We start from the raw sequence: 16,219 nt of genomic DNA, 5'->3' as shown, positions 1-16,219 counted from the left end.
GAAGTGACGCGCGCGCAAGGATGTCCTTCCCGGACACCCCGCCGGTTAGTGATTGTTGCTTGGCCGGCAGGTCTCCTGACTGATGCGTCATGGCATGCTCCAGCCTTCCCGGGATCGATCCCAGTGGCAGTTCAGGAGCAGGCTCGGCACCTACAGTTGCGGGGGCAGTTCCGTTTGATGCGTTGGCAGCATCACGGATTCCCTATTAATCCCGTTGGGGGACCGGCGGCGGCATGGTAGTCGATCATGCCGCCCGAGGCGAATCCGTCTCCCGGTCCCTTGCCTTAGAATCGATATTTCGCCGAGGCGGTAATGCTGCGCGGTGCGCCGTACGTCAGGGCGCCGTAGGCATCGAAGATGTCGAAGTACTTCTCGTCGGTGACGTTGTTGGCATTGACCTGCGCCGAGAGGTTATCGGTGATCTCGTAGCGCGCCATCAGGTTGACCAGCGCGTAGGCATCCTGCTGGATCTTCTCGGAATTGCCGGCCGGGTTGGTGGCGTAGGTGTAGATCGAATCCTGCCAGTTGACGCCGCCACCGATGGTCAGCTTGTTGAACACACCGGGCAGACGATAGGTGGTGAACGTACGCAGCAACTTGGTCGGGTACAGCGTGTTCACGTCGTCGCCGTTGGCGTCTTCGGCGGTGAACTGGGTGTAGCCCACCGAGGCGTTCCAGTCGGTCGCGAGTTCGCCGGAGACTTCCAGCTCGAAGCCCTTGCTGGTCGCGCCTTCGCTGGCCTCGTAGGCATAACCGCCGACAGGGTTCGAAGGATCGATCAGCACGCCGGTGCTCTGGCCGAGGTTATCCTGCTTGATCTGGAAAATCGCCGCAGAGGCGTTCAGGCGGCCATCGAAGTACTCACCCTTGAGGCCCAGTTCAGTGCTTTCGCCAACCATAGGTTCCAGGGTCTGGCCACTGCTGTCGCGCACCGACTGCGGCAGGAAGATTTCCGTGTAGCTGGCATAGGCCGAGAGGTTGTCGGTGAGGTCGTAGACGACACCGGCATAGGGCGTCAGCTCATGATCGACATCGACCTTGCTCACTTCAGAATAGATGTCGTCGCTGGTCTTTTCGTACCAGCTCTCACGGGCGCCCAGGATCACTTTCAAATCGTCGGTCACGTTCAGGCGGGTTGCTGCGTACAGTCCCTTCTGGCGGGTCTCGCTGTAGCCGTAGTCGGTCCTCGGGCCCCAGATCGGCTCGGGGAAATCGCCGTTGTAGGCATCGAAATCGGCAACACCGCCGAACCCGGTTTGCGCGTCTTTTGAATCGGCGTCGAACTTCTGCTTGCTGTCCACATAACCAAAGGCCAGTTCGTGCTCACGACCCAGCAGCGAGAACGGGCCACTGAAGCGGATGCCGTAGTCGTCCTGGGTGGTCTCGGTCTTGTAGGTCGCCGGGAACGAAGACATGCCGACGCTGCCATTCTGGCCCGGATTGCCGGACAGGTAGAGCAGGGAAGAGTCGCCGTTGCGCTCGCCACGGTTGTAGCTGAGGTTCATTTGCCAATCGTTGGCGAACCTGTGGTCGAGATTGACGAAGTAGGTCTCGAAGGTGGTGTCCCACTTGCTCCACTTGGCGGAGGTTGTCTTGGAGCGGCTCCAGTGAGTGCGACTGCCGTCGGCGTACCAGACGGGCAGGCCACCCCACATCGGCGAGTCGGCATTGCTTTCCTGTCGGCTCAAGCCGAACCAGAGCGTGGTGTCGGGCGTCAGGTCGATGTCCATGGTGCCGTACAGCGTCTGGCGCTTGGTGGAGTTCATGTCGATCCAGGTGTCGCCTTCGTTGGTCTCAGCGACCAGGCGCCCACGCACAGTGCCTTCGGAGTTCAGTGCGCTGGAGACATCGGCCTCCACGCCATAGGTGTCCCAGGTGCCGGCGCTCAGCTCCAGCGAGCCCTTCAAATCCGTGCTGCTGGCGCGCTTGCGCACCATGTTGATGGTCGCCGAAGGGTCGCCCGCACCGGTCATCAAACCGTTGGCACCACGCACTATTTCAACGCGGTCATACATGGCCAGACTGCTGAAAACTTCGCCCGAACTCCATGGCTGCTCGAAGATGGTGGGTACGCCATCGATCATCAGCGAGTTGAGCTCGAAGCCCCGGGCGTTGAACTGTGCCCGGCTGGTCTCGTAGCGGTTGACCGACACACCGGTGGCATTGTTGACCACGTCGAGAATCGTACCCAGGTCCTGGTCCTGAATGCGTTGCTGGGTGATGACGCTGACCGATTGCGGCGTCTCGCGCAGCGACATGCTCAACGGCGTGGCCGTGCGTGCCGCGTCAGTGGTGTAGGAGTGGGTATCTTCGGTGACGGCGCTGCGTTCGCCGGTCGCAATCTCCGTGATAGCGATAGGCGCCAGGGTGACAGAGCTTCCCGTCTCTGCCGGTTCAGTCTGCTGCGCCGCTTGCAGCCCGGGGGCAACAAAGGCGATACCGGCGGCCAGCATGTGCACTGCCAGAGCCAGGGGGCGCAGTGCCAGAGGCGCGCGCGGCATAACGGAGTTGGGTGGACACGGGAGGATTGGGGCGGACATGCGGACTCACATTTGGCGGTGTTATTTGAGAATCAATATCATACGCAGATGTGATTGATAATTAAACACTTGGTGAAAACGATGCCTGGCGCAAGCGCAGGGCAGGCTCGCATTGCTTCAAACGGCAATTTTTTGCAGGTCAGTTGACGCGTTTTAGAACCACAGCCGAACGCCGAGGACCAGGCGTGTTTCGCTGCGATCCTCGCCATCGTCGCTGGCATAGTCGGCGGTTTTGCCATAGGTGCGGTTCCAGGTCACGCCGATGTAAGGCGCAAATTCCCGGCGGATTTCATAGCGCAGGCGCAGGCCCGCTTCGCTGCTGGACAGGCCGGAGCCGATGCCTCGTCGCGGGTCGTCCTTGCTGTGGAAATCAAGTTCGGCAGTTGGCTGCAGGATGAGCCGGTTGGTCAGCAGGATGTCGTACTCGCCTTTCAGTCGCGCGGCGGTTTGGCCGCCTTCACCGATGAAGGCCGTTGCCTCGGTTTCGAAGTTGTACAAGGCCATGCCTTGCACGCCGAACGCCGCCCAGGTTTGCGGGGCGCCGGGTTTGAAGTCCTGGCGAATGCCGGTCACCACGTCCCACCATGGGGAGATGGCGTGGCCCCAGAGGGCCTGGATTTGTGCCTCTTCGGTCTTGCTGTCGCTGCGTTCACCCTCGGAACGCAGCCACAGGCGGTCGATGTCTCCTCCGATCCAGCCTGAGATATCCCAGGCGAGGGCACTGCCGTTATCGGCGTCCTGCCATTCGAGTTTGTCGGCAAGCAAGTAATAGTTTAGCCCGGAGTCATGGACGCTATGGCCATTGGGACTGACGAACACGGCGGCCCGGTCGGCATCGGTCAACGCCGGGATCGGCGTGCGGCTTTCGGCTGGCGCAGCAGGCTGCATCCGGCTGTGATCCATGCCCGGCATCCGGCTGTGATCCATGTGCTGCATGTTGTCGGTGGCGGCCATTGCCGATGAGAGTGTCAGGTTCGCGGTCACGAGTGCCAACGCGCCAAGTGTGAGTCTGGTCATGGGTAGCGCCTCATTCTTCCACTCGAACTTCACGGAACATGCCCATTTCCATGTGATAAAGGAGATGGCAGTGATAAGCCCAGCGACCGAGGGCATCGGCAGTGACCCGATAGCTGCGCCGGGTGCCAGGCGGCATGTCGATGGTGTGTTTGCGCACCATGAACTCACCGTTCTCGTCTTCGAGGTCGCTCCACAGGCCATGCAGGTGTATGGGATGAGTCATCATCGTGTCGTTGACCAGCACCACCCGAACCCGCTCGCCATACTTGAGGCGCAGGGGTTCGGCATCGGAGAATTTCACGCCGTTGAAGGACCAGGCGAACTTCTCCATGTGGCCGGTGAGGTGCAGTTCCAGGGTGCGGCCGGGGTCGCGGCCGTCCGGGTCTTCGAAGGTGCTGCGCAGGTCGGAATAGGTCAGGACGCGACGACCGTTGTCGCGCAGGCCGAGGCCAGGGTCATCGAGCCGGGGCGAGGGGGTCATGGCCTGCATGTCCAACAGCGGGTTGTTGTTCTCCGTTGCGGGATGGGACTGCATTTCGCCCATGCCAGCCATGCCACTGTGATCCATGCCTTGCATCGAGCCGTGATCCATTCCCTTCATGTCGGCGCCCATACTGCCGTGGTCCATGCCGCCCATACCCATGTCATCCATGGTCAGCAGCGGCCTCGGGTCCAGGGGGGGTATCGGCGCGGATAAACCTGCCTTCACCGCCAGGGTGCCGCGGGCATAGCCTGTGCGATCCATCGACTGAGCGAACAGGATATGGACCTCCCGGGTCGGCTCGACGATCACATCGAACGTCTCTGCCACCGCGATCCGAAACTCGTCGACGCTTACCGGCTTGACGTGCAGGCCGTCTGCCGCGACCACCGTCATTTTCACACCGGGGATACGCACGTCGAAGTAGGTCATGGCGGAGCCGTTGATAAAGCGCAGCCGCAGTTTCTCCCCTGGGTGGAAAACACCGGTCCAGTTCATGTCCGGTGCCTGGCCGTTCAACAGGTAGGTGTAAGTCGCGCCGCTGACGTCGGCCAGGTCCGTGGGATTCATGTTCATTTCGGCCCACATCGTTCGATCGGCGACCGTGGCCCCCCAGCCGTTCTCGCTGACGTCGTGGATGAAATCACCCACCGTGCGTTTATGGTAGTTGTAGTAATCCGACTGTTTTTTCAACGTCTTCATCAAACCGATCGCGTCTTCGTCGCTCCAGTCGCTCAGCATCACCACATAATCGCGGTCGTACTGGAACGGCTCCGGTTCCTTCGCATCGATCACCAACGGGCCGTAGACGCCCGATTGTTCCTGGAACCCCGAATGGCTGTGATACCAGTAAGTACCGTTCTGTCGAACCTTGAACTGGTAGACGTACAGGCCACCCGGTTCGATGCCTTGAAAACTCAGGCCGGGCACACCGTCCATGTTGGCCGGCAGCAGGATGCCGTGCCAGTGAATGGAGGTGTCGGTATTGAGTTTGTTCCTCACCCGCAGCGTGACCGTGTCGCCTTCACGCCAGCGCAGCAAAGGGCCGGGAATACCGCCGTTGACGGTCATGGCCGTGCGCGGGTTGCCGGTGATGTTCACTGGCGTTTCGCCGATGAACAGCTGGAAGTCGGTACCGGCCAACACATTCGCCTCACCGGGGCTGGTGACCGCCCACACAGGCGAGCGCCACAGCCCCAGGCTTCCGAGCATTGCGCTGGCGGCGAGTCCCTTTACAAAAGTCCGTCTTGAAGTTTCAGGTTGCATGCTGCTTGGTTCCCGATCAGTCGGATGACAGTGAAAACAGGAGGCGCTGATGTGAAGTCAGACGGGCAAAGCCAGTCAGCTCGAGGAGGATGTTAATGGGCACAAGCTTTCATGAGGCTGAGTTGAAGATTACGGTTTTGACAGCTTCATTGTGTGTGTCGGTAGTTGGTGATGTCCGGTCAGTGCAGTGGGATCAGGTTGCCCAGCGTAGTCCGGCGACGCTCAACAGGATCAATCCGATCCACACCAGCTTCCAGAACGATACCGTGTCGCCCAGCCAATACATTCCAACGATGGCGGTGCCGGCAGCGCCGATGCCGGTCCAGACCGCGTAGGCGGTGCCTACGGGCAGCACTCGCAGCGCCATCGTCAACAAGCACAAGCTGGCGGCCATTACTACGACAGTGCCGACCAGCAGCCAGGGCCGTTCAAGGCCGCTCGCGGATTTCAACCCGACCGCAAAGAAAATCTCCAGGAATCCGGCAACGATCAGCAGTAACCAGGAGGTGTTGTAAGTCATTCGATGAACCTGCATGGGCGAAAAAAAGCGAGCCGATGAAGGCTCGCCAAAGGGAGGTAAAAGGTCAGTTGGCCAACAGTTTGCCGCTGAACAGGCTGCCCAGGGTTTTGACCATCAGTACGGTCAGTGCCACGGTGAGGAACAGCAGAATCGCAGCAGCGATGACCATCAGCACGGTGTTGTCCTGGGCATGTGCATATTTCAGCGCCGCATTGCTCAGGGCCGCGATGGGAAAGCTGATGGCCCACCACGAAGGGGCAAAGGGCACATCGCGACGGAACACTTTGAAACCGAGCACCACGAACAGGAACAGGCCGAAATAGAACAACACGCTGGCAAATCGGTCGATCTCGCCGAACACGTTGGTGTACGCCAGAAAGCCGACTTCAAAGGGTGCAATCAGGACCATCAGCGAAGGCACCATGCCTTTGGCAAGCGCGGCCTCATGCACCAGCCGCGAGAAAATCCGGGTGAAGAACACCAGCGCCAGCACCGCACCCACGGCGAGGGCAAACAGGTTGAACTCGGCAGCCCAGGCCATGGGCATATGCGCACCGGTTACCGCGATATCGAGGGTGGCAACACCTGGAATCAGCCAGGCAGGTACGGCATTCAACGAATCCTGATTGCCCGACAACAGACGGGAAACCACCAGGCCTGCGAGCAACACCGTCAGTGCGCTGCCCAGTATCCACAGAGCCTCTGCGAGCAATTGACTGTGGGGGGCGGCGACTGCCGACAGCAGCAACAGTGCAATGGTGACGGTGCCAAAAAAGTTGCTGGCGATCGGGTGGTTGAACTCGGCCTTTACCGCTGCTGGATGTTTTATCCATTTGCCCAGGTAACCCAAGGTCAGCAGCACGAATACCAGGGCGGCCAGTGCACCAATCGCTTCACCCAACAGGCCGCCGACGCCGTAATACTGACCACTCAAGCGCCAGGCCAGTCCCAGGCCGGCCAGGCCCATGACTGAACCGAACAGATTGATGGGCAGGTTCTTGATCGATGTCGTGCTGCCGGTTACTGGTTGAGCCGCAGCGACGGTGGGGGTGTATGCAGTGTTCATGGCAGTCTCCCGTTTGACTGAATTTGCTGTTGGGGCTATTTTCAGCCAAACAGAAGTTGGCTGAAATAGTCTTTAAGCGACGTATTCAGCCAATGATTCGACGAGGACAGACATCATGCGCATCACGCTCCTTGCATTCCCTCGCGTGCAACTGCTGGACGTCGTAGGGCCCGCCGACGTCTTTGCCGAAGCGGCCAGGCAACTCGGTAATCCACGCGCCTATCGGGTCGAGGTCATTGGTACCGAAAAGGGCATGATCAAAGGCTCAAGCGGTTTGAAGATAGGCGTCGACGAGACCTTCGAAACCTATAAAGGCAAGATCGACACCTTGCTGGTTGCAGGCAGCCCGCACATCGATGAAATCGCCCAGAACCCTTTACTGCAGGATTGGCTGCGCCGGCAGGCGGCATCCGTGCGCCGTATTGGCTCAGTCTGTAGCGGTGCATTCCTGCTTGCCGCCGCAGGCCTGCTCGACGGACGTCGTGTCACCACCCACTGGAATTCCAGTGCAAAACTCGCCAAGGAAAACCCGCAAACCCACGTCGATCCGGACAGCATCTTTATCAAGGATGGCAACGTCTACACCTCGGCAGGTGTGACCGCCGGCATGGACCTTGCGCTGGCGCTGGTTGAAGAGGACCACGGCAGGGAACTGGCGCTCAGCGTTGCCCGTGAAATGGTGATGTTCTTTAAGCGTCCTGGTGGGCAATCGCAGTTCAGCGCCCAACTGGCGGCGCAAACTGCCGAACGCAGCGTGATCAGGGATGTACAGGATTATGTTGTGCAGCACTTGAAAGCCGACTTGAGCGTCCCCGCCCTGGCCGCCCACGCCGGTATGAGCGAGCGCAACTTCGCCCGAACCTTCAAGGCCGAAGCCGGCTCGACCCCGGCGCAATTCGTCGAACTGGCACGTATCGATGCGGCCAGACGACTGATCGAAGACTCGGACGTATCACTCAAGCGCTTGGCCGATACCGTCGGCTATGCCAATACGGACGGGTTCAGAAGGGCGTTCATGCGGCGACTCGGCGTGGGGCCAAGTGATTATCGAAAGCGGTTTTCAGCGGTTTGATGTTGCGTCAGGGGCCGCTTTTGCCCGGTTTCTGCCTATCGTGACCGGTAGAAGCCGACCCATAGCTGACGGTCGGCTTGGCTCAGATTCATATTGAGCAAGCCGCTCGTTCACCCAACCGCTCTACCAACCTTATGAGATAACCGTCGGGATCCTGGACGATGAATTCGCGCTGACCTACTTCTACATTGTCAGCTCGATACCAGGTGTCTTTACATTCTCGATAGAGTGGATATCCACCCTGATCAAGTTTTTCGATGATGGGTGCAACAGCCTCAACATCAATCTGCAAGTTGATGCCTCTTCCAAACGGCTTGGTCAACGGGGCAGTCAGCCATTGACCCGCACCCGAATCAACCTGCTCAAGCATGACCTGAGCACCATTCAAATCAAGGTATGCAAATCCATCTTCCGGGCGTTGATAAGCTACTTTGAACCCCAGGCGAGAAACCCAAAAAGCCAGGCTACTACCCAGGTTGGTGACCATTAACTCTGGAACCAGTTTGTTACGTTCGAACATGAGATGACTTCCATTTCAAAAAGCTCGTTTTTGCGGGCGGGCAGGTCTGCGCGTATGGCTCCGATGCGATAAAGACGATCTGGGGGTAGGGAGCTTCTTCAAGTGCATGGAAAAGCCTTTCTCGAACCCCTTCTGAATCGTAAGGGAGGATCAGCTCTTCTCGCCTTCGCCGAGGCGCAGTGGCGTGCTTGCGTAACGCCTCAGCCAGTGCTGGCACTGCGCTTCGTCGCGGCAATAAGCCTATTTGAATCTATTCAGCAGGGTGATGCAGCGGCATTTCGGCTACTGGCGGATCCGTGCGATGAATGACCAGCGGCCACCGCTGACACGGCGCGAGATAGAAATTCTTCATTTGATGGCAAGGGGCTTATCTTGCCGGGAAATCGCATCCGAGCTTGCCATCAGTAAGTTTACAGTCAAGACGCACCGTCGCAACATGCTCCGCAAAGCGGGATTCCGGAATGCCAGGCAATTGATTGAAAACGCCAGGCAGCAGAACTACTTGCCGAAGTTAATTGAGCGCCCATTGTACGATGTCCTGTCGGCCAGGGAACTCCAGGTGATGAAACTGGTAATCCAGGGACACACAAGCAAGCACATCTCGAGACTGCTTGAAATCGCCGATCTCACTGTCCGCAAGCACCGCGAGAATCTGTTGCGCAAGCTAAACCTTCGCAGCATCGGGCAGCTTGTTGCACTTTACGAGTAGGCGACCTACGACATCGGAGGTATTTGAAGTCTCGCTATCGTCTTATAGATTGAAAGTGCGTTGCGGGACCCGTTGGGTTCCGCGACGCAAAGAGGGGATTCACCATTTACTTATCAACGATCTGCAGAGAGGTTTGATTCAAATGGGACATTCAACAGACATCAAAGCAATAGGCCAGGAAAACACCGCATTTCAAAAATACATCGATGAAAGAAACACAGAACTGGACAAAACTGCGGCAGAAGCCCAAAAAGTTTTGGATGCGCAGATCAAGAAGTTCTACGCAGACGGAAAATGGGACGATGCCCAACCTTTGGCAAGCGGGTCATACCAACACCTGGCAACCGCTTCGACGTGGTCGCTCAGCAACGTGGTCGATATGATCGAAAACGTTCGCACGGCTGTCTTTGGAGGGAAAGCCTTAGACATGCCGCCGACGCAAGGCGAAAAGGACGACAAGGTTCCTACAGCTACCGCTGCCAAGGGAAGCACCATCTCGCCGACGACGCAAAATCTTCTGACAATGATGGCCGGAACCGAAGCAATCATCGCCAATGCAGCCTTTCAGGCCATCACAGGGATTCTTTCCGCCATCAAGACCGGGACGGAAACCGACTTGTCCAAGCAGATTGTGCAAAAGGACATCATTCCAGGGATGAGCATGTTCGTTTGCGTGATGGAGAACAAGTTCAGTAGCAAAGATTTCTTCAATAGTGAAATCATTGTTCAAAACTTCTACATCTACGATGTTCGGATGTCGGTCGATCGAGCACGTGCACTTGCCAACTTCGACAGAATCAATGGCCTTATTTCCCAGCAAAATGACCTTGAAGGGGCGGTCGGAGATCTGAGCCAGCAAGTTCATGGCATGGCGATTGCCGACTACAAGACAAAGAACAAGGGGGATCTGAAGGCTGCTATCGCAGACTACAAATCCGACTTCATTGCCCTCGAAGAAATGATTAAGGAAATCAACACGAAAATTTCCGAGACTGCCGAGCTGATCAACCAGAAGAAGTTGTTGAAGGCGGAAAATAATGCCGCACTCGTGCTGGCAAAACGTAAGGAATTGGTCATGTTGTAGAGGTGCTTGAGTGAATGAGCCGCCCTGCAAGTTGACTCAGGACGAAAGAGTCCACTGGTCAATTGATTTTATAGAAGCGTCAAGTCAAGGAGTTTGTCATGACAGATGAAATTGTTCGATACGAGAAAAACGTTTTCACCAACGATGGCCAAACTGACGTTGATGGATTCACGCCAAAGCTGGAGAAAGTCAAGGAACTCATCAAAAATGCCGGGGCGATAACGGTATATTACGGTTTTCACGGGAACACTGATGGCGAGTTTGATCGGAAATTCGACGCTGAAGAGTTGCAAAAATCATTGGGAATTGCACAAGCATTTCCAGGTGCCACCATGGTGCAGGTCGACGGCCCGGATGACTCAAAAATCGCCTACGATAAACATAATGAAAATGGACAAGTGCTTTTCACTTGGTGCGATAGTGACACGTACATCAAGACCAGAAAGCTACTGCCGGCTATTGTCCGATAGGCAGTCGCTGCACCTGACCACCGGTTGACTTCAATCGGCGGCCCCGACCTGTCTTGCAAACGAACGCGGTCACTTGATGCCGAGCGCGACCGCTGCACATTTCGCAACGATGCTATGACCAGCGACAATCGGGTGAGTACCGTCCCAGAAGAGATACTCGCCCGGTCTCGCACAGTAGGGGGGCACGGTCAGTCAAACCTGCTCTCAGGCCCCATTGTGTGTCCGGGGCCTGTCGGCCAATTGCGAGCGAGGCGTCAAGATGGCCAAGGCAACCGCCACGATGAAGAGCGCCGGCACGTCACCTGCCAAGTGCCCCATTTGCCCCGGCTGGGTGACCGCCTGGACGGTCATGATTGCTCCGTGTACGGCGCTGGACCATACGGTGAACCAGATCAGGCTCAAATTGGCTAATGGATCACGTGCGGCCAGGATCAAGAACACGCCAAGTGTGGCGTAGATGCCAACGATCATCATCGGGTAGTCCGAGTGACCGACGTGCCAGGCCCAGCCGGACGGCCAGAGAAACATCAGTGGGTAGAGAGCAAGGCACGCGAGGCCAGCCAAAACCAGAACGACGCGCAAATACCTGAGGCGATCGACTACGGTCATGGCGGACCTCTCTTTGGGCCTGACTCTAAATAGACCTTAAGTGGGGTGATAACACCTTCACGGGCATGGTGGATGACATTCCTTAATCTGTCGTCTATCCCTGACCAGGCCGGGCATTGTGACAGTCTGGTGACCGCTGAAGGGGTTTATACACCATGGACGCAAATCCCAATCTGCTCAATCAGTTCCAGCAATAGACCAAGCATAGCTACTCATTCGTTATCGCTCCGTCCACCGATTGCTGCCTTTCTCGACGGGCCGCAAACAACGCATCTAAACTTGTCCGTAGGCCCGGGGTTACCGGCTGTTATGGATGCGCGAGGCGAAGAAACGAGCGGTAGGCGTCGAGGTCCAACCTGGCGAGGAGGGAAGGCGATGAGAGTCGTGCGATGGGGCATGTTGATAGGGTTGGCATGGGTGACCCTGGTGACGTCGGGTATTGCCCGCGCCGAACAGGTTGCCATGATCACCGGCGAGCAATGGGTGCAGTCGTCGGAGCAGCTCAAGAAGGTTTATCTCATCGGCATCGCCAATGCCTACGAGGTGGAGGCAGCCTACTACGGAGCGAAGCCGCCATCTGATGAGCAGAGCCTGATTCCACGTTTCGGCAGGGGCTTGAAGGGCCAAACGCTCGATACCGTACGCGAAAGGCTCAACCAGTGGTATGCCGCCAATCCCGACCGAGTGAAACGCCCCGTCCTCGAGACCCTCTGGTTCGAGATGGTCGTGCCCGGTCTGAAGCAGAATAAATAGCGGAGGTGCACATGAAGAGGTTTCTATTATTTGCCGCAGCCCTCAGCGCAGCGAGCGTGATCGGTTGCACCTCGATGACTGCCCAGCAGCAGGGGACGGTGAGCGGTGCGGCCATCGGTGCTGCGGCCGGCGCTGGCATTGCCGCGATCTCCGGTGGCAGTGGATGGACGGGCGCTGCGATCGGTGCCGTCGCCGGTGGGGTTGCTGGCAACATCAAAGGCAGTCGGCAGCAGAAGTAGGCCGGCCAATCCCAGCTATGGCAAGGGCTTCGCTGTGACATGGATCATGTCTCGCGAACTTCAAAGCCCTGCGCCGAAGCGATATTGCCAGACGATGCCAATGGCATCGTATTCGCTCCCGGTACGGGTATGCGCACCCTCACTCGCAAACAGCTTCAGCGAGTGATTTCGGTTCAACGGCAGCGAGAGGGTGCCCCCGTAGCGTGTATTTTCCTGAAAGTCATGGTTACCGATCCCATCGACCGAGGTACTCCCGCCAGCGAAGTAGGTCCCATCCAGCGAGGCCCAGACACCGTTGGTAAAGGCATAGATAAGATGCACCTGTGCCTGGTAAGTGGGGTTCTGGGAAAAAGTGCGGTCACCCAGGTACTGGTGATTGTCGGTGTAAAAGGTTCCCGCAGCGGATAATTCCAGGGTCACCGGTCCCAGGCGCTTGGAAACCCCAAGTTCGGGCTTGAATGACCAGCGGTTGTTGCCGAGATTTACCAGCTTGCTGGAGTCGTATTGGCCAACTGGCGCCGTAATTGCCAGGCTGGCGCCGATAATCACATCCTGTTGATAGCTGGGGAACTCAGCCAGGGACATCGCCGGGGCGCCATACAAGTTGACCGAGAAGCGCAATCTTGGATCTATCAACCCGGTAACATTGCGCTCCCTGGGCTCACCGGCGAACAGGGCCGAGCCCGTCAACCTGGCTTCAGGCACGACGATATCGAACTTCCCGGAGCGGCCCCAGACGTCCAGGGACCTGGCATAGGCAAACACGACCGTCTTGATGTTGAGCTTGGCATTCTGGAGTGGGACGGAGGGGTTGGCGGTCACGTTACCCTGGAGATCGCTGTAGCCCATCAGCAGGAAATTGATACCGACCGGCGTATTGGCGTAGGACCTGGGCTCGAGATCCTCCGCGACCGCACTGGGGGCTACGATGATGAGCGAAGTGGATGCGAACCGGGCCAGCCTGACGACGCAAAGTTTGTGTTTCATCCACATTCGCGTGCTTCCTGTCAGGACCTCAGGGTTCTATCTATTGTTGTAGTGCATCTGCATTGGCTTTGAAAGGTTCGGGGCTTGGTGCGAGCAACACATCCAGCTCGTCTTTGGTAGTGACGAGCACTTAGGGGTCGAAATCTGACACATTCTGATGGTTCCTGATGCCGACAATCGGGTGAATTCCTGACACCTCTGAAGCGGCACGGAGATCGACGATGGCTATCAGTGTTTTTGACGTGTTCAAGATTGGAGTCGGCCCCTCCAGCTCCCGCCAAGGCGAGCAACTGACTGAATCCGAGCGGCCACAACCGCCGATGCTGCGTATTGGCTTCTGGTTGAGGGAAGCCTTCGATATGTACACCCTGGCCAATGCACTGGAGCCACTGCGCCTGGCCAACCAGTTGGCAGGGTACGATGTTTGCCAGTGGCAAATGCTGAGCCTGGAAGGGCAGCAACTGAACGCCAGCAACGGCATCGCAACCGCCACCACGCGGCTGGATCAGGCACAAACGTTCGATGTGTTGATCCTCTGTGGTGGCGATAACCTGCAGCTTGATCCAGACCTGCGCCAGCAGCTGAGCCACTGGGCGGCGCAACCGATCAGCCTCGGGGCCTTGGGCGAGGCAGGCTGGTTGCTGGCGCAGGTTGGCGCCCTGGAGGGCGTCCGTTGCAGCTTGCCGGAGCCCGGTGCAGCACTGGAGTTTGCCGCTTTCAGCAAGTTGACACCGGTGGCTGCGCCGTTCTGCGTCGACCGCCAACGCCTGACTTGTGTCGGCCCGCAGGCTGTTCAAGGGTTGATGCACGAGCTTCTGGCAAGGTTCCACGGTCGTGGCTTGATACTGCGGATGGAAAAACATGCAGCACGCCAGGCCCGGCCGTTACTGCCCGTGCGGGACGTCCCGAAACAACTTCAGGCAACCCTGACGTTGATGAACGAGCATTTGAGTCCAATGCTGGGCATCGACGAACTCGCCGAGACCATGGGTATTTCCCGGCGGCATCTGGAGCGGCTATTCAAGCGCAGCCTGGGTTGCACGCCGTCCAGGCACTACCTGGACTTGCGGCTGCAACAGGCGCGCCAGATGTTGCGGGCCGCTGAGCTGTCGCTGTCGGATGTCGCTACTGAGTGCGGGTTCGTCTCGCTGCAGCATTTCTTTCGCTGCTATCGCCAGTACTTCGGCGCGCACCCTCGTGAACACATGGGGGCGAAAGCGAACAGTCAGCGGGGTTCAACGTTGAATGCACCGGTTTCATCGAGAGCGGGTCGGATCCTCGCACCGTCGCTCCCGCACTGACCTTACCCATTGGCCAATGCCCCCGCCAAGCGGCCTTCACCGCGCTTGCCGGGGGCATTCTTGTTTCTGGCGCAGGGGCCTGAGGAGGCCGTTGCGCAAACAGCGGATATGGCCAACTACAGGTCGGATTCGCGCAAAAAACCTCGCTTTGCATCTGTTCGAATGATCTTCAGCGGCCCGCCAGATTGGCGCCATCTGTAGATCAACCAATGACAAGGATAAATGACATGCAAATGCCGAAAACCATCCAGATCAAGAACGGCGAAAAGGTAAGCCCGACGTTCTCGGCTCAAGAATATGCCAACCGCCAGGCCAAGTTGCGGGCTTATCTGGCGCAGAACAATATCGACGCGGCCGTCTTCACCTCCTATCACAACATCAACTACTACAGCGATTTCCTGTACTGCTCCTTCGGGCGTCAGTACGCGCTGGTGGTGACCCAGGACAGCGCCGTGACCATCAGCGCCAACATCGATGGCGGTCAGCCATGGCGCCGTACCGTCGGCACTGAAAACATCGTCTACACCGACTGGCAGCGCGACAACTACTTCGTCGCGATCCAGCAGGCCTTGCCCAAGGCCGGGCGCATCGGTATCGAGTTCGACCACCTGAACCTGCTCAATCGCGACAAGCTCGCCAGCCGCTATCCGCAGGCTGAACTGGTGGATATCGCCGCACCGTGCATGCGCATGCGCATGATCAAGTCCGCCGAAGAGCATGCGATCATCCGTCATGGCGCACGGATCGCGGACATCGGCGGTACGGCCATCGTCGAAGCCTTGCGTGATCAGGTTCCGGAATACGAAGTGGCCCTGCACGCCACCCAGGCCATGGTGCGGGAAATTGCCCGCACCTTCCCGGATTCCGAGCTGATGGACACCTGGACCTGGTTCCAGTCCGGCATCAACACCGACGGCGCGCATAACCCGGTGACGTCGCGCAAGGTCAACAAAGGCGACATTCTCAGCCTCAATTGCTTCCCGATGATCGCCGGTTACTACACCGCGCTGGAACGTACGTTGTTCCTGGACCATTGCTCCGACGAGCATCTGCGCTTGTGGGAAGTTAACGTCAAAGTGCACGAGGCCGGCCTCAAGCTGATCAAGCCGGGCATGCGCTGCTGCGATATCGCGCTGCAATTGAACGAGATCTTCATGGAGCACGATCTGCTGCAATACCGCACCTTCGGCTACGGTCATTCCTTCGGTACGCTGAGCCATTACTACGGCCGCGAAGCCGGACTGGAACTGCGCGAAGACATCGACACAGTGCTGGAACCGGGGATGGTGGTCTCCATCGAGCCGATGATCATGTTGCCCGAAGGCCTTCCTGGTGCCGGCGGGTATCGTGAACACGACATCCTGATCGTCAACGAGCAGGGTGGGGAAAACATCACCAAGTTCCCGTATGGCCCGGAACACAACATCATCAGGAAGTAAGTCCCTGCGCCGCACAGTGAACCTGTGCGGCGTTTTGCTTTGACGATTGGCGAAAAATCTTCCCGGTGGCTGAGATAAACCGGAAAAAAACGACGCATGCGCGCCCAAGAACGCGCAGCATCTTCCGAGCCTTAACCCTGCCAAGT

At 58.0% G+C, this 16,219-nt stretch carries 16 protein-coding genes and 1 riboswitch; of the genes, 8 read left to right on the top strand and 8 right to left on the bottom strand.

What is annotated here, in order from left to right; translation table 11 throughout:
• Window positions 1-48 precede the first annotated feature (48 nt).
• Window positions 49-242, bottom strand: a riboswitch (cobalamin riboswitch).
• Window positions 243-284: 42 nt separating this feature from the next.
• From PMI35_RS15850 to PMI35_RS15870, 5 genes are all read right to left on the bottom strand, one after another.
• On the bottom strand, window positions 285-2,501 hold the full coding sequence (locus PMI35_RS15850; protein WP_238543171.1) for a TonB-dependent siderophore receptor: 2,217 nt from the start codon (window positions 2,499-2,501) through the stop codon (window positions 285-287).
• Window positions 2,502-2,693: 192 nt separating this feature from the next.
• Entirely contained in the window at window positions 2,694-3,557 is an 864-nt protein-coding gene (locus PMI35_RS15855) for a copper resistance protein B (protein ID WP_008059908.1), read from the bottom strand.
• 10 nt (window positions 3,558-3,567) lie between these two features.
• On the bottom strand, window positions 3,568-5,304 hold the full coding sequence (locus PMI35_RS15860; protein WP_008059907.1) for a copper resistance system multicopper oxidase: 1,737 nt from the start codon (window positions 5,302-5,304) through the stop codon (window positions 3,568-3,570).
• Window positions 5,305-5,497: 193 nt separating this feature from the next.
• The gene (locus PMI35_RS15865; RefSeq protein WP_008059906.1) at window positions 5,498-5,824 is read right to left on the bottom strand and encodes a DMT family transporter; all 327 of its coding nucleotides are present in this window, start codon (window positions 5,822-5,824) and stop codon (window positions 5,498-5,500) included.
• A 64-nt stretch (window positions 5,825-5,888) separates the two neighbouring features.
• On the bottom strand, window positions 5,889-6,890 hold the full coding sequence (locus tag PMI35_RS15870; RefSeq protein WP_008059900.1) for an SLAC1 anion channel family protein: 1,002 nt from the start codon (window positions 6,888-6,890) through the stop codon (window positions 5,889-5,891).
• 115 nt (window positions 6,891-7,005) lie between these two features.
• Here PMI35_RS15870 and PMI35_RS15875 point away from each other — a divergent pair, with 115 nt between their 5' ends.
• A complete protein-coding gene (locus PMI35_RS15875) occupies window positions 7,006-7,962 on the top strand; it encodes a GlxA family transcriptional regulator (RefSeq protein ID WP_008059898.1) in 957 nt (318 codons plus the stop codon).
• An 88-nt stretch (window positions 7,963-8,050) separates the two neighbouring features.
• Here PMI35_RS15875 and PMI35_RS15880 read toward each other — a convergent pair whose 3' ends face one another.
• Entirely contained in the window at window positions 8,051-8,482 is a 432-nt protein-coding gene (locus PMI35_RS15880; protein ID WP_008059896.1) for a bleomycin resistance protein, read from the bottom strand.
• Between the two features lie 265 nt (window positions 8,483-8,747).
• Between PMI35_RS15880 and PMI35_RS35090 the strand changes: the two genes are divergently transcribed.
• The 3 genes from PMI35_RS35090 to PMI35_RS15890 all read left to right on the top strand — a co-directional run bounded on the left by PMI35_RS35090 (window position 8,748) and on the right by PMI35_RS15890 (window position 10,745).
• Entirely contained in the window at window positions 8,748-9,191 is a 444-nt protein-coding gene (locus PMI35_RS35090; RefSeq protein ID WP_202949501.1) for a response regulator transcription factor, read from the top strand.
• 142 nt (window positions 9,192-9,333) lie between these two features.
• A complete protein-coding gene (locus PMI35_RS15885) occupies window positions 9,334-10,275 on the top strand; it encodes a hypothetical protein (protein ID WP_008059893.1) in 942 nt (313 codons plus the stop codon).
• A gap of 98 nt (window positions 10,276-10,373) precedes the next feature.
• Window positions 10,374-10,745, top strand: coding sequence for a hypothetical protein (locus tag PMI35_RS15890; RefSeq protein ID WP_008059892.1), 372 nt, complete (start codon window positions 10,374-10,376; stop codon window positions 10,743-10,745).
• Window positions 10,746-10,949: 204 nt separating this feature from the next.
• On the opposite strand, the gene PMI35_RS15895 is transcribed toward PMI35_RS15890, so the two are convergent.
• The gene (locus PMI35_RS15895) at window positions 10,950-11,354 is read right to left on the bottom strand and encodes a DUF6632 domain-containing protein (RefSeq protein ID WP_008059891.1); all 405 of its coding nucleotides are present in this window, start codon (window positions 11,352-11,354) and stop codon (window positions 10,950-10,952) included.
• Window positions 11,355-11,729: 375 nt separating this feature from the next.
• On the opposite strand from PMI35_RS15895, the gene PMI35_RS15900 reads away from it, so the two are divergent.
• The gene (locus PMI35_RS15900; protein WP_008059890.1) at window positions 11,730-12,107 is read left to right on the top strand and encodes a hypothetical protein; all 378 of its coding nucleotides are present in this window, start codon (window positions 11,730-11,732) and stop codon (window positions 12,105-12,107) included.
• Between the two features lie 11 nt (window positions 12,108-12,118).
• Window positions 12,119-12,346: a YMGG-like glycine zipper-containing protein gene (locus tag PMI35_RS15905; protein ID WP_008059889.1), complete on the top strand. Its 228-nt coding sequence runs from the start codon at window positions 12,119-12,121 to the stop codon at window positions 12,344-12,346.
• A gap of 60 nt (window positions 12,347-12,406) precedes the next feature.
• Here the strand turns inward: PMI35_RS15905 and PMI35_RS15910 are convergent, their stop codons facing one another.
• The gene (locus tag PMI35_RS15910) at window positions 12,407-13,339 is read right to left on the bottom strand and encodes a transporter (RefSeq protein ID WP_008059888.1); all 933 of its coding nucleotides are present in this window, start codon (window positions 13,337-13,339) and stop codon (window positions 12,407-12,409) included.
• Between the two features lie 215 nt (window positions 13,340-13,554).
• On the opposite strand from PMI35_RS15910, the gene PMI35_RS15915 reads away from it, so the two are divergent.
• Window positions 13,555-14,634, top strand: a complete 1,080-nt coding sequence (locus PMI35_RS15915) for a GlxA family transcriptional regulator (protein ID WP_008059886.1) — start codon at window positions 13,555-13,557, stop codon at window positions 14,632-14,634.
• A gap of 227 nt (window positions 14,635-14,861) precedes the next feature.
• The gene (locus PMI35_RS15920; protein ID WP_008059876.1) at window positions 14,862-16,073 is read left to right on the top strand and encodes a M24 family metallopeptidase; all 1,212 of its coding nucleotides are present in this window, start codon (window positions 14,862-14,864) and stop codon (window positions 16,071-16,073) included.
• Window positions 16,074-16,219: the final 146 nt, after the last annotated feature.

Origin of the sequence: Pseudomonas sp. GM78 (assembly GCF_000282475.1) — a bacterium.
In the GTDB taxonomy this organism is placed as follows: domain Bacteria; phylum Pseudomonadota; class Gammaproteobacteria; order Pseudomonadales; family Pseudomonadaceae; genus Aquipseudomonas.
This window is presented reverse-complemented; position numbering and strand designations above follow the sequence as displayed.